Raw genomic sequence first — 13,500 nt, forward strand, 5'->3', positions numbered from 1 at the left:
TAAAAAAACTTCGAAACAATGAGACTACTATTGGTATTCTTTAGAACTAAAACACCTTAGGAACATAGATAATACCAGCTACTATTACAGCAATAAGTGCAGCAATACCTACAGCTCCTGCTGCAATATCTTTGATCTTTCCTATTTTATCATGAAAATCGGGATGTACGAAATCTGCAATCTCTTCTACGGCAGTATTTAACCCTTCAATACTCATCACCATACCTATACAGAGGGTTTGTATCATCCATTCTGTAGGAGAAATACGGAAATAAAAACCTGCAATAGTTATGAGTATAGCGATCCCAAATTGCACCTGAATACTTGCTTCAGATTTTAACAGGAGTATTCCTCCTTTAAATGCATATACACATCCTTTAAGACGTCCTTTTATAAAACTAGTTGGCATTTATGACAATGCATTAAGTGCTGCTTCATAATTAGGTTCATGTCCTATTTCTGAAACTTGTTCGGTATGGATTACTTTTCCCTTTTCGTCTACAACCACAATAGCTCTTGAGTGTAATCCTTCAAAACCTCCATCTATAAGTTCTACCCCGTAATCTTTACCAAATTCACCACGTTTAAAGTCAGAAAGTGTGCTTACATTTTCAATACCCTCGGCACCACAAAAACGTGCTTGAGCAAATGGTAAATCACGAGATATACAAAGTACTTCTGTATTTTCTAATGCACTTGCTTTTTCATTAAAAGTGCGTATAGATTGTGCACATACTCCTGTGTCTACACTTGGAAATATATTCAATACCAGATTTTTACCTCTATAATCGTTAAGGGTTACAGAAGAAAGATCATTTCGCGAAAGCGTAAAAGCAGGCGCTGGACTTCCAATTTCAGGAAGACTGCTAATTGTATTTACTGGGGTTCCCCCTAAGGTTACTGATGCCATAAAAAAGTGTTTTTGTAAATGTAAAAAATCTATGAGAAAATACCGTCTATATTCTAAAGAAAAAGCCCTGTGAAATCACAAGGCTTTGTTAAATTTCATAAAGAAATTATATTAGTTTAATTGCTCACTTAAATATGTTGCAACACCTTCTCTATTTGCATTCATTGCTTCTTCTCCTTCTGTCCAATTTGCAGGACATACTTCTCCATTTTGCTGTACATGTGTATATGCGTCTATCAAACGAATAAATTCTGCGACATTACGTCCTACAGGCATATGGTTTACACTTTCGTGAAAAACAACTCCTTTTTCATCAATAAGATAGGTTGCTCTATAGGTTACATTATCTCCATCTACCATTACTGCTCCAGTTTCTTCATCATAACGCTCATTAGTCACATCAAGAATCCCTAATTGATTTGCCAAATTACGATTACTATCTGCCAATATTGGGTAGCTCACCCCTTCTATACCGCCATTATTTTTTGGAGTACACAACCATGCAAAATGAACTTCTGGAGTATCACAAGAAGCACCAATAACAATAGTGTTTCTTTTTTCGAATGCTTCAACGGCTGCTTGAAAAGCATGAAGTTCTGTAGGACATACAAAAGTAAAATCTTTAGGGTACCAAAAAAGAAGTACTTTTTTACCTTGATTTTGAGCTTCTTCTACAATGTTTATTTTTTTGTTTTCGCCGCGATTATTCATTGAATCAACAGCAAGATTTGGAAAGTTTTTCCCAACTAAGGTCATACGATTATTTTTATAAATAGTTAGCTATTTTTTGAGCGCGCAAAAGTAGGTATGTACTATTTAAAAACAAAGATAGCATCACTAATATTTTTCGATTTTATGATCCTTATAATCATCATATCGTTCTACTAAGAAAGTACTAAAAAAAATGGCTTATTAATGAGATATTCTGATATCATCTTCTGTTCCAAATTGTGAATCACTTCCAGCTGATATTAATTGAAAATTTGGTATTGTAGTAAGCTGATAAGGTTTTCCCCATGCATCTTTTAACCAATCTTTTCGTAGAGGTCTACCGACAACAAGAGTCTCTAAGGATTGTATTTTTTTGCCAGTATTTTCTTCATAGGATACTATAGCATGTGTAATTGTTTTCATTTCTTTCAATGTTTGTTTAGGGTAAGCAAATAGTACTGTATATAGAAACCAAGACCCAATAAGAAAAATAACAATTACAAAAACAGATACGTATATTTTGACTGATGGAGAAAGTACATATTTTTGAATAGGTCTAGAACTACCATCTGCTTTCTCTTTTTTTCTAACTTTTTTATAATGCCTTTCATCTGCCACTAAAAGACCTAACTCTAGAAAAATTTCAAGTAACCACATTATGCTTCTTTTCCTGCATCCTTTAGTTGACGGATTTTAATATTAAAAGCAGCAAATAATAAAGTCATAAACGGACTTAACCAGTTAAAGACGGCAAATATTGCATAGTCAGCTACACTAACTCCCAGAACACCACTCTGATAAGCTCCACAAGTATTATAAGGTATCAATACTGATGTTACAGTTCCTGAATCTTCCAGTGTTCTTGATAAATTTTCAGGAGCTAGTCCTTTATCTTTAAACGCTTTACTATACATTTTACCTGGCACCACAATTGCCAAATATTGATCACTTGCTGTAGCATTAAGTCCTAAACAAGTAATTACTGTACTTGCAAATAGTCCAAAAGTACTCTCAAATAGACTAAGCATAAACTTACTTATTCGTGCCAATGCTCCAATAGCATCCATGACTCCTCCAAATACCATGGCACATATAATTAGCCATATTGTCTTTAACATACCATACATACCTCCTGCTGAAAAAAGATCATTAAGTGATTCTGCATCAGTAGCTACTGCTGTATCTACCGTTATAGCATTCATAATACCTTTATATGCATTAATAAAATTTAGAGTTTTTCCTCCTGATACAGCTAAAACAATCTCTGGTTGAAAGATTAACGCAGCAACTGCTCCTAATAATGTTCCTAATAAAAGGGCTATTAATGGTGGTGTCTTTTTTACAATAAGTATGATCACAATAATAGGTACTAAGAATAACCAAGGTGAAATATTAAAAGATTTATCAATTGAAGCTAAAATAGATGCAGTATCTGCTGTACCTACAGGTTCTAATGTAAAGCCGATAATTATAAATACAATAAGTGTAATAATGATTGTGGGTACTGTTGTTAATGTCATATACTTTATATGTGTAAACAAATCTGTTCCTGCCATAGCAGGTGCTAAATTTGTCGTATCACTCATAGGAGATAGTTTGTCCCCAAAATAAGCGCCGGAAAGTACCGCTCCTGCAGTCATTCCTAATGAAATCCCTAAAGCTTCAGCAATACCTATAAGTGCTATACCTACGGTTGCAGATGTGGTCCAAGAACTTCCTGTAGCTATTGATATAATAGCACATATAACAACACAAGATGCTAAAAATATAGTAGGATTTAATATTTGTAATCCATAATAAATCATAGTAGGGATAATTCCACTTATTAACCAGGTTCCTGCTAGCGCTCCAACCATCAATAGTATCAATATAGCACCTGTAGTAGATTTTAAATTTTGCGACACCTCCTCTATCATAGTTTTATAACTTACTTTATTGAAGTATCCTACTATAGCAGCGACGGCAGCACCTAATAGTAAAATGAATTGATTTGACCCATTTAAAGCATTATCTCCAAAAGCAAAGAACACATTAAAGAATAACATACCCACAAGAGCAAAAACAGGAATCATTGCTTCCCATATATTCAACTCTTTATTTTCTACTATTTTTTCGTTTTGTGTATCCTGCCTTTGGCTATCCATATGATCTAAATTTTAAACTCACAATGTAACCATTTTATATAAAATACGGAATACACATTGCCAAGATATCATTAGATATTTTTTACGGTTTTACCACAAACTCTGTGCGTAATTGTAGTAAAACGATGTTAAAAACAGTGTTTTTTGTGACTTTCATCGAGTTTTTGAGACATGTTAACGAAAAGTATATGTTACTACATACCAGTACCTTTTAATATCTATATGTTTGTACTCCCAAATCGTATTTAATAATGAAACAGCTACTACTTATTACCCTTCTAATGGTATCTACAATTACCATCGCTCAAGTTGGTATAAATACAACAAGCCCAAAAGCAACTTTAGATATCACAGCTTCTAATAGTTCTTCTCCAACTGCTACAGATGGAATTCTAATACCTCGCATTAGTAATTTCCCTATTACAAACCCTACTGCAGAACAGCAATCGATGCTGGTATATTTAAATACTGCTAGAACAGGTGTAAACATTAGTGGTACTCCACAGGATTACAGTGTTGGATTTTACTATTGGGATCATACCATTCCTAATTGGGTATCTGTAGTACCTGAGGTGAGTGCAGATTGGAAAACTACAGGAAATAATGATGCTATCAGTGGTACTCATTTTATAGGAACCACTAATAATCAAGAAGTAGACTTTAGAGTAAATAATAAGTTTGTAGGACGTCTTACAGAAATGGGACAATTTGAATTACAATCTGATGAATTATCATTATTCATAGGTTTTGAGGCTGGAGAAGCATATGATCCTGATAGTACTTCTGCCGAACACAATACATTTATAGGGTATCAAACAGGAAAAACAACAAGTTCTGGACGAGATAATACGGCAGTAGGAACATTAAGTCTTACTAAAAATACAACTGGAGATTTTAATACTGCTGTAGGAGATGAAACATTAGAAAATAATACTTTTGGAAGTCGTAATACTGCTGTAGGAAATGATGCTTTAAGACAAAATACATCAGGCGGTAATAACACCGCTATTGGACAAACGTCACTAGCTAGTAACCTATCAGGTATTAATAATACCGCTATAGGAATTAATGCTGGATTAACTAATCAAACAGGAAGTAATAATGTTTTTATAGGAGTAAATTCAGATGCAAATAGTACGTCAAGTAATCTTTCTATTGCCATTGGACGCAATGCAATAATAAGTGGAAGTAGTGCTACTGCTATAGGACATGAAGCGAGTGCAACTGCAAATGAAGCAATTGCTATTGGAGATAATACTATTGTAGATGGAGGTTCTAGTAGTGGTGTTGCTATTGGAGATAATACTATTGTAGATGGAGGTTCTAGTAGTGCTGTTGCTATCGGAAAAAATTCAACAGTAGACGGAGGATCTGATGAATCAGTTGTATTAGGAATTGGAAGTATTATTAATAATGGAGCTAGTTCAAGTATTGCTTTAGGAAATAACAATACTATTGCTGGTGGTGCTAAAAATGCCGTTGCTTTAGGAAGCAATATCACTATAGATAATGGATATGATAACGCTGTCGGTATAGGAAATGGCGCTGTACCTACAAAAGCTAATCAATTGAAATATGGGAGTATTACTGAAATTGATCAAGGAACTGCTACGATTGTAAATACATCTGACGGCCGATTCAAATATGACATCAAAGCAAATGTACCTGGATTAGATTTTATAAATCGATTACGACCTGTAACATACAAGTTTGATCTAGCAAAACTAGATGCATTTCATAATGCACAAACCATAAGAGAAAATCCTACAAAAATCGAAACAGGGTTTATTGCTCAAGAAATTGAAGAAGCTATGATCGCTTCAGATTATGACTTTTCAGGTTTGGTAAAACCAGAAGATTTAACAAAGGATAATTATAAAGTGTCTTATGTTACTTTTGTTGTACCGCTAGTACAGGCAGTTCAAGAACAACAAAAAGTGATCGATTCTCAAAATGAAAAAATTGATGCACTTGAAGCACATCTTAAAAAATTAGAAAGCCTTATTGAAGGCCTTAAGTAAAACAACTATTTCTATATCAATACTTGTAAAAGTCCGAAAATACTTATTTCGGACTTTTACTATTTATAGTAGTTTATACGTACTCTTACGTTTGTGTAATTTTGATAACACAAACCAGAAAAAAACAACGGTTTTTACTTAATTAATTCTTAATACTTAGTTGTTTATAGATGGAACTGGTCATTTCAACGAATACCTATTGTTAATTATTTTATATAAAGATCTACGTCCCTACTTTTGAGCGTAAATTGAGTACTATGAAAAAACTTATCTTTCTAATTGTCTTTATTTTTATCAACATAACTATGTCTTATGGACAAGTAGGTGTTGGTACCACTACACCTAGAGCAGCTTTAGAAATTTCTAATACTACAAATGGCGGTGTTCTCGTTCCTAAATACGCACTTTCAGGAAATGATGATACATCTACTGTTACCAATCCGCAAGGAACTGCTTTAGAAATTGGTACAGTTGTATTTAATACAACGCAAGTAACAGGCACTAATGGTCTGGAGGTCGGTTTTGTATATTGGGATGGTGCTGTGTGGACTAGTATTATGCCTAGAACACAAATTATGCAACGATCTTTTAGTTCTAATACTTTAACTTCTAGTACTGTTACTCCGTTTAATTATGATACAGAACTTTTTAGTAATATTGATGGGGCTTCTTTCTCTGGAACAACAGTAACATTACCAAGAGGAGTCTATGAACTCACTGCCACAATTCGTGTCAATGAACGTGTTTCTGTTGACTATCAAGTACGAGTAAACGGTGCTAATATAGGATCTATAGGAACTTCAAGTGCTGCATCATTTAACTCTGATGCAGGAAGCTATTCTCCTGTAGCCGCTGTATTTGAAATTACAGCTGCTTCTGGTACTGTAGATTTTTTGATTGTCAATGCTTTTGACCAAGGTAGTGGCGATGTAAGTAATGGAATAACTGTATTATCAGGACAATGTTATATGACTATTAAAAAATTATAAGTACAAAAAATAAGATATAATAAGAGCCTGTGTTTTTTTATACAGGCTCTTATCTTTTTATATACATATAGTATGTTATATGACAGCTGCGGTTTCAAAAACACCTACCTCATACATACATTTTTTCATTTCTTGATACGTACGTTCTATATCATTATCGAGTCCTACAGAAAAACGGATTAAACCATCGGTAAGTCCCATTTCTACTTGTTCTTCTTCTGGAATTTCTGAAGAAGTAGAGGTACCTGGTGCACTAAATAATGTTTTATAAAACCCTAAACTTACAGCTAGATATCCTAAATTACGTTCTTGCATTAATTCCATAAGCGCATTTGCTTTATCAAGACTTCCTACATCTATAGTAAGCATTCCTCCAAAACCATATTCTTCATTCATCATACGCTTAAACACTTCATGACTTGGATGTGATATTAATCCTGGATAAACAGTACGTAAACCATCAGCTTGGAATTGAGTTGCTAAATACAATGCATTATGGCTATGTTGCTTCATTCTAATATGTAACGTACGTAAGTTCTTAAGTACTGAAGAAGCACGCAAACTATCCATAGTAGATCCTAACAACATACTTGCCCCGTCATTTACATTACGTAACTGATCGATAAATTCCTGACTACCACATACAACTCCACCTACAGTATCTGAAGAACCGTTAATAAACTTTGTCAAACTATGAATGACGATATCTGCTCCGTGTTTTACAGGAGTAATAGATAAGGGTGAGAATGTATTATCTACAACAAGTTTCAGGTTATGCTTTCGCGAAAGCGCACTTAATGCCTCCAAATCGGCTATTTCTAATAAAGGATTACTTACTGACTCACAATACAACACTTTGGTTTTCGGTGTAATAGCGGCGGCTACTTTTTCTAAGTTGGTGATATCTACAAAACTGGTTGAAATTCCTAACCTAGGTGTAAAATTCTTCAAAAATGCATACGTACCTCCATAAATCGTTCTACTAGAAACGATATGATCTCCCGCTTCGCATAATTGTAATAGTACAGGAGTTATAGCTCCCATTCCACTAGCGGCAACATTAGCTGTTTCTGTATCTTCCATAGCAGCAAGCGCTTCTCCTAGGTACAAATTAGAAGGGGTACTATGACGTGAATATAAATAACATCCATCGGCATCTCCTTCAAAGGTGTCAAACATGGTTTTGGCAGATAGAAATGTATAGGTAGAACTGTCAGAAATAGAAGGGTTCACACCTCCAAATTCTCCAAAGTACTGTAAATCTTGAATCTTATTTGCGGGTTTATAGGACATAATATATGTATTTTTATAGTGTATTTTTTTTAAGATAAAATTATTTATACATCAAATCTACAGCACGCTAGATTATTTATCAATCATTATGATTATATTTAGAAAATTAAACTACAAATAATGTATTTTTGCTGTATACGCTTTCGCGAAAGCGTATAAATCACCATAACCACTAGAAATATTTTCTATCATGACTTTTGACGCTATCGATAAAAAACTCTTGGGCTATCTTCAAGAGGATTGTAAAAAAACAAATAAAGAACTTTCAGGTTTATTAAATCTCTCGGTTACTGCTGTCTATGAGCGTATAAAGAAATTAGAACGTGAAGGTATTATTGAGAACTATGTAGGACTCGTTAATAAATCAAAAGTAAATCGTGATTTTGTGGTGTTGTGTCATATCAAATTAATACAGCATCGTAAAGAATATCTCACTACTTTTGAGAAAGCAGTACTTGCTATAGAAGAAGTGGTAGAATGTTACCATGTAAGTGGAGATTACGATTATATTATCAAGGTTTTGGTGGCCGATATTAATGAGTTTAGAGAGTTTATGGTTACTAAATTAACAACGCTAGACCACATAGGAAGTACACACAGTTCGTTTGTTATTAATGAAGTAAAACATACTACAGCTATCACCTTATAATATGCAATTATCTAAATACCTCGCTATCGAATTATTTGTGCTTTTTATAGTGCTTCCGCTTAGTTTATTACTACCGTATGATTTTAGAATTAAAGCTGCCTCTATTCTAATTGCTTTTACCTACCTTATCGTAGTACTTTTTAGAAAAACACCGGTTCGGCTTAGATTAAAAAAGGGAATTAACTGGGCTTCATTCTGGAAAGCCACAGGTATTAAGTTTATAGGTATTGCTATTATCACAAGTATCTATGTATATATCATGGATGCTTCTGCCCTATTTTGTGTGCCTCGTAATAAACCAGATTTATGGGTCACCATTCTCTTTATCTATACCTTTTTATCGGTATGGCCTCAAGAAGTAATTTATCGTACTTTTTTCTTTGAGCGGTACCAATCGATCTTTACCAATAAGAAGGTGTTCATTTTTATAAATGCCATTGTATTTTCTATGGCGCATTTGTTTTTACGTAATACACTGGTGACTGTTCTTACTTTTATAGGAGGATTATTATTTGCATATACGTATACCAAAACAAAATCTACTACACTAGTTTCGATAGAGCATGCTTTATATGGCAATTGGCTCTTCACGGTAGGTATGGGTCAAATGCTTGCCTTTCCTGGTATGGATGCTTGTTAGCCTGAGATGGGTGGTTGTTTATAGAAAAGTGTATTTTTCTATACATTTTTATATAAACTTTCCGTAACACATCTACCACACCTTTCCTGGTATGGATGCTTGTTAGCCTAAGACGGGTGGTTGTTTATAGAAAAGTGTATTTTTCTATACATTTTTATATAAACTTTCCGTAACAAATCTACCACACCTTTCCTGGTATGGATGCTTGTTAAATTCATTGTCATGAAGATGAGAATTTCATTGTCTTCAGGCAAAGTCTTCTAGGCTTTACAAAATCGTGTTTCACTTATAAAAAGAAGTGTTATGCTTCCGCAAAAGCATAACACAACATAGAATACGTGTTCTTTATTTTTTTAGGAGCTGTTTTACTTCAGATATAGTATTAGAAGTGATTGTCATAAAATAGATACCTGAATCATAACTAGATATATCGATAGTTTTTTCATTGATGAGGTTTTCAAATATTCCTACGCGTTGCCCAAGTGCATTATGAATCGTTACAGAACTAATAGGCATACGACTTTCTATAGTCACAAAATCACTTGTTGGGTTAGGATATACTGCCAAATCAATAAACACATTACTGTCTGTAGCTAACTGGCAATCTTCGATAAATTCGGCTGATGTAGAGACTAGAAAATTTTCTTCTGCAAATTGAATATTATCTACACAAACACTAGCCAAGGCATTTCCCATTAGAAAAACTTCTGAAGGTGTAGAGAAAGATGTAAAACCTGCACTCACAGAGCAGTTTCCTCCATTTTCAAATGCTTCATTGGCGCCATTTTGGAGATTGACTGTTTCTAACTTATCTGATAGTGCAAAGACATTGCAAAGTGCTGTGTTGCTAGAAAAATCAATGTCTTGAATATCTGTTTGAGAAAAATCAATAAACTGTAAATCTGGTAATACAAACGGATTTAACTCTGAAAATAGTGTGTTACTAATATTCAACAAACGAAGGTTCTCATTAGCAGAAAAGTCTATAGTTGCAACAGATGTTCCTGCTACTGTCAAAATCTCTAATAACGGATTATTGGAAATATCGATCGTATTGAGCGCAAGGTTATTTGCCTGTAATGTCAACAGATTCTCATTTTGAGATAAATCGATTGTGGTTATATTAGAACCACTTATTTCTAATGTATTTAATGCACTAAGCGTGGTGATATCAAGAGTTTCAGTTGTAGCATCGGCGATACGTATGAGTTCTAGTAGTGTATTATTTTGAACATCTATCGTTTGTAATAAGGTCTCATTTAGATTAAGTACTGTTAGATTTGTATTATTTGAAATATCAAGACTTGTAAGCGGATTGTTACTTGCTATAATTGTTACGAGATTAGGGTTTTCAGAAAAATCTAAGTTTTGCAAATCATTGGATGCTATAGATACTGTTTCTAGGTTAGGAAAAAAAGAGGTATCCAACTCACTTATACTATTAAAAGAAGCTTGAAGGAATTCTAAACTTATAAAAGCTGCTATACCTGTTAGATCAGAAATATTACTATCAAATACCACAATCATTGTTGTTGCCTCGGCTTCTGTTACTTGAATTTCTCCATCATTATTACTATCAATAACTGGCGTTTGATTAAGTAATGCATTTTTAAAATTTTCATCAGGGATGTCTACAGTTTGTGCAACACTTAATATGGTTTGAAATAGGATGGTGAGGAGTGTTATTTTTTTCATAATATGTGATTGTTTATACATACTATATCTAGTTATCCTCAAAAAGGTTGCGTTAGAAAAACTGATTCTTTCTTTCTTTTATCAATTTTGTTTTTAAATAAATAGTTGCAAGAGTACGCTTTCGCGAAAGCGTAAGAAGCAAAAAAACCGAAGCAAATTTGCTTCGGTTTAAAAAGAATCATTCCTATTTTAGGGTCTTATAACTGGTATAATCTTTTAATGTTTTTAGATCATAAATCTTTTCTTTGATTTCATTAATTATTTTGATGTTACTTAGTGGCACATTTTGGCAGTGAATAAAACTAATAAACTGTCCTGGATTAAATTCACCTTCTACAACAATATCAAAACCATTCTCTACTTCAAGAGAACTGTACCATTTCCAATCTTTAATTGTTTGTAAATTATAAATTGTTATGTCTATATAGTCTAATAACTCATCATATTTATAATCAGTATCATCTAATTGTTTTAATTTATTTATAATTCCAACTGGTAATATCTTTTCCCATCTAAGATCTTCATCATTAATAGTTTTATTTTGTAAAAAAATTAATATTGCATTTTTAAAGTTTTCTAAAACTATATTAGCATTAGGTGTATTCCTAATTCTAATTATCTCATAATTACTTGATGGCTTTTCACCTTTTATTTTGTTTTTTATATTATAGACTTCTGTCATCTTTTTATTTCTTTATAATTACTGCTCTATTTTTAAATATTTTAATAAAATCTTCTATAGTTATAGTAATATGAAGCTGTTATTGTAATAAGGTATTCTCGAGAAAAAGAGTAAGAATCATTTCTACAACTTGTTTATTCCTAGATTCTTTTAAAGAAACAAAAAAACCGAAGCAATTTTGCTTCGGTTTCTTCTATATAAACTTTAAATAATGTGCATAAAAAAAGGCAAGCTACCTACATCACACCGCTACGACCGTCTACCCTTGCTGTGTTCCCACCCTGGGGGATTCAACAGGAGCTAGTTGTGTAGGACTTGCCGATGCAAAGATACATCATTTAGATACCTATGCAAGGTTTTTTTGCCCGATTTTTTGTTATAAATTGCCATTCAAATTTGATACCCATGACATCGCTATATAAGACCCTCTGTTTCCTGAGTTTATCTCTTCTAATGTACGCTTGCGGAGACACCAAAAGTTTAGTTGGAAACTACTCCATTAAAACATCATCTACTAAAAATGCTGTTACCAATGGTGAAGACATTTCGTTTTCTCTTACTGCAAAAGAAACATATGCAATAGATTCTATTATATATGTAGTAGATGGCAAAAAATTACCTAAGACTACAGCAGTGACAAATTATACGACCAATATAAAAACGGCTACACTAGGTCGTAAAACAGTTGCGGCAACAATATATACCTCAGAAGGTACTGCAAATGCTACAACTCAGATTTCAGTTCTTCATACCAAAGCACCAAAAATATACGGTTATAAAATTATAAATCGTTTTCCTCATAAAACCGATGCGTATACACAAGGATTGGAATTTGTAGGAGACACCTTATATGAAAGTGCAGGAAAGTATGCTGAATCAAAACTACGTAAAGTAGATTATAAGACGGGAGATATATTACAAGAAGTCAAATTAGATAACGCCTATTTCGCAGAAGGGCTTACGATATATAATGATAAGATATACCAACTCACTTGGAGAGAAAACACAGGATTTATTTATAATTTATCTGATTTTAAAAAGACAGGTACATTTACATACAATAGAAGTAAAGAAGGTTGGGGATTATGTAATGATGGTACTACAGTATATAAATCTGATGGATCTAGTAAAATATGGAAGTTAGATCCTACTACCCTAGCAGAGCAAAGTTATATAGAACCTACTAATCACAAAAGTGTATCTAAAGCTTTTAATGAACTTGAATATATAGACGGTAAGATATATGCCAATACCTATCAAGTAGCCAGTATTGCTATTATTGACCCAACTACAGGCGCTATAGAAGGTCTTATTGACCTCACATCTTTACCAAAAGAAGTACAAAGTGGTCTTGATCCTCAGAATGAGGTATTAAATGGTATTGCGTATAAAGTAAATGAAGGACGCCTTTTTGTTACTGGAAAACACTGGAATACCTTGTTTGAAATTGAAATTTTTGAGAAGTAGGTTTTTAATTTTCGTAATCAAGTATAACGTATTCTTACTTCAACAATAAATTTATCTAAGTGCTTATTACAGGATGCTTAGATAGAAAACTAATATGATATTAAGGGACGTTTTCTAAGTACGTTTTACCTTTTGATCATGAATCTCGCAAGTTTGCTTTCGCGAAAGCGTATATAAGCTATCTCAAAATATAATTTTGAATATATAAGTTCTCGACTGCGCTCGAAATTGTAAAGGTTACCTAATTCGTTGACAAAAATGTATATTTTGTTATGCGAATAAATACCAATGATTTAACC

The 13,500-nt window shown here is 33.2% G+C and carries 13 protein-coding genes and 1 other RNA gene; 5 read left to right on the top strand and 9 right to left on the bottom strand.

Annotated elements, in window-relative coordinates; all coding sequences use genetic code 11:
- Positions 1–46 precede the first annotated feature (46 nt).
- From Q1A01_RS20940 to nhaC, 5 genes are all read right to left on the bottom strand, one after another.
- Positions 47–409, bottom strand: a complete 363-nt coding sequence (locus Q1A01_RS20940) for a diacylglycerol kinase family protein (RefSeq protein ID WP_299684789.1) — start codon at positions 407–409, stop codon at positions 47–49.
- Entirely contained in the window at positions 410–910 is a 501-nt protein-coding gene (tpx, locus tag Q1A01_RS20945; protein ID WP_299684791.1) for a thiol peroxidase, read from the bottom strand.
- Positions 911–1,021: 111 nt separating this feature from the next.
- Positions 1,022–1,666: a peroxiredoxin gene (locus Q1A01_RS20950; protein ID WP_299684793.1), complete on the bottom strand. Its 645-nt coding sequence runs from the start codon at positions 1,664–1,666 to the stop codon at positions 1,022–1,024.
- 156 nt (positions 1,667–1,822) lie between these two features.
- Complete coding sequence (locus Q1A01_RS20955) at positions 1,823–2,278, bottom strand: type II secretion system protein GspG (RefSeq protein WP_299684795.1); 456 nt, start codon at positions 2,276–2,278, stop codon at positions 1,823–1,825.
- Entirely contained in the window at positions 2,278–3,765 is a 1,488-nt protein-coding gene (gene nhaC, locus Q1A01_RS20960) for a Na+/H+ antiporter NhaC (RefSeq protein ID WP_299684797.1), read from the bottom strand. The genes Q1A01_RS20955 and nhaC overlap by 1 nt, the downstream gene beginning before the upstream one ends.
- Before the next feature lie 251 nt (positions 3,766–4,016).
- Here nhaC and Q1A01_RS20965 point away from each other — a divergent pair, with 251 nt between their 5' ends.
- Together Q1A01_RS20965 and Q1A01_RS20970 are read left to right on the top strand one after the other, a co-directional pair.
- Complete coding sequence (locus tag Q1A01_RS20965) at positions 4,017–5,786, top strand: tail fiber domain-containing protein (RefSeq protein ID WP_299684799.1); 1,770 nt, start codon at positions 4,017–4,019, stop codon at positions 5,784–5,786.
- A 257-nt stretch (positions 5,787–6,043) separates the two neighbouring features.
- The gene (locus tag Q1A01_RS20970) at positions 6,044–6,775 is read left to right on the top strand and encodes a hypothetical protein (protein ID WP_299684800.1); all 732 of its coding nucleotides are present in this window, start codon (positions 6,044–6,046) and stop codon (positions 6,773–6,775) included.
- A 75-nt stretch (positions 6,776–6,850) separates the two neighbouring features.
- Here the strand turns inward: Q1A01_RS20970 and Q1A01_RS20975 are convergent, their stop codons facing one another.
- Entirely contained in the window at positions 6,851–8,068 is a 1,218-nt protein-coding gene (locus Q1A01_RS20975; protein WP_299684801.1) for an aminotransferase class I/II-fold pyridoxal phosphate-dependent enzyme, read from the bottom strand.
- A 190-nt stretch (positions 8,069–8,258) separates the two neighbouring features.
- Between Q1A01_RS20975 and Q1A01_RS20980 the strand changes: the two genes are divergently transcribed.
- A complete protein-coding gene (locus tag Q1A01_RS20980; RefSeq protein WP_299684802.1) occupies positions 8,259–8,717 on the top strand; it encodes an Lrp/AsnC family transcriptional regulator in 459 nt (152 codons plus the stop codon).
- Between the two features lies 1 nt (position 8,718).
- The gene (locus Q1A01_RS20985) at positions 8,719–9,357 is read left to right on the top strand and encodes a CPBP family glutamic-type intramembrane protease (protein ID WP_299684803.1); all 639 of its coding nucleotides are present in this window, start codon (positions 8,719–8,721) and stop codon (positions 9,355–9,357) included.
- A gap of 345 nt (positions 9,358–9,702) precedes the next feature.
- On the opposite strand, the gene Q1A01_RS20990 is transcribed toward Q1A01_RS20985, so the two are convergent.
- The 3 genes from Q1A01_RS20990 to ffs form a co-directional block, all read right to left on the bottom strand.
- Positions 9,703–11,052, bottom strand: a complete 1,350-nt coding sequence (locus Q1A01_RS20990) for a T9SS type A sorting domain-containing protein (protein WP_299684804.1) — start codon at positions 11,050–11,052, stop codon at positions 9,703–9,705.
- Positions 11,053–11,236: 184 nt separating this feature from the next.
- A complete protein-coding gene (locus Q1A01_RS20995) occupies positions 11,237–11,734 on the bottom strand; it encodes a hypothetical protein (protein ID WP_299684805.1) in 498 nt (165 codons plus the stop codon).
- Between the two features lie 222 nt (positions 11,735–11,956).
- Positions 11,957–12,055, bottom strand: an RNA gene (ffs, locus tag Q1A01_RS21000) — signal recognition particle sRNA small type.
- Between the two features lie 84 nt (positions 12,056–12,139).
- On the opposite strand from ffs, the gene Q1A01_RS21005 reads away from it, so the two are divergent.
- Entirely contained in the window at positions 12,140–13,201 is a 1,062-nt protein-coding gene (locus Q1A01_RS21005) for a glutaminyl-peptide cyclotransferase (protein ID WP_299684806.1), read from the top strand.
- The last annotated feature ends 299 nt before the right edge of the window (positions 13,202–13,500 follow it).

Origin of the sequence: uncultured Dokdonia sp. (assembly GCF_947492815.1) — a bacterium.
In the GTDB taxonomy this organism is placed as follows: Bacteria; Bacteroidota; Bacteroidia; order Flavobacteriales; family Flavobacteriaceae; genus Dokdonia.

Coding starts and splice junctions, on each gene's coding strand:
- Q1A01_RS20940 (WP_299684789.1), bottom strand. CDS start 409: ATGCCAACTAGTTTTATAAAAGGACGTCTTAAAGGATGTGTATATGCA.
- tpx (WP_299684791.1), bottom strand. CDS start 910: ATGGCATCAGTAACCTTAGGGGGAACCCCAGTAAATACAATTAGCAGT.
- Q1A01_RS20950 (WP_299684793.1), bottom strand. CDS start 1,666: ATGACCTTAGTTGGGAAAAACTTTCCAAATCTTGCTGTTGATTCAATG.
- Q1A01_RS20955 (WP_299684795.1), bottom strand. CDS start 2,278: ATGTGGTTACTTGAAATTTTTCTAGAGTTAGGTCTTTTAGTGGCAGAT.
- nhaC (WP_299684797.1), bottom strand. CDS start 3,765: ATGGATAGCCAAAGGCAGGATACACAAAACGAAAAAATAGTAGAAAAT.
- Q1A01_RS20965 (WP_299684799.1), top strand. CDS start 4,017: ATGAAACAGCTACTACTTATTACCCTTCTAATGGTATCTACAATTACC.
- Q1A01_RS20970 (WP_299684800.1), top strand. CDS start 6,044: ATGAAAAAACTTATCTTTCTAATTGTCTTTATTTTTATCAACATAACT.
- Q1A01_RS20975 (WP_299684801.1), bottom strand. CDS start 8,068: ATGTCCTATAAACCCGCAAATAAGATTCAAGATTTACAGTACTTTGGA.
- Q1A01_RS20980 (WP_299684802.1), top strand. CDS start 8,259: ATGACTTTTGACGCTATCGATAAAAAACTCTTGGGCTATCTTCAAGAG.
- Q1A01_RS20985 (WP_299684803.1), top strand. CDS start 8,719: ATGCAATTATCTAAATACCTCGCTATCGAATTATTTGTGCTTTTTATA.
- Q1A01_RS20990 (WP_299684804.1), bottom strand. CDS start 11,052: ATGAAAAAAATAACACTCCTCACCATCCTATTTCAAACCATATTAAGT.
- Q1A01_RS20995 (WP_299684805.1), bottom strand. CDS start 11,734: ATGACAGAAGTCTATAATATAAAAAACAAAATAAAAGGTGAAAAGCCA.
- Q1A01_RS21005 (WP_299684806.1), top strand. CDS start 12,140: ATGACATCGCTATATAAGACCCTCTGTTTCCTGAGTTTATCTCTTCTA.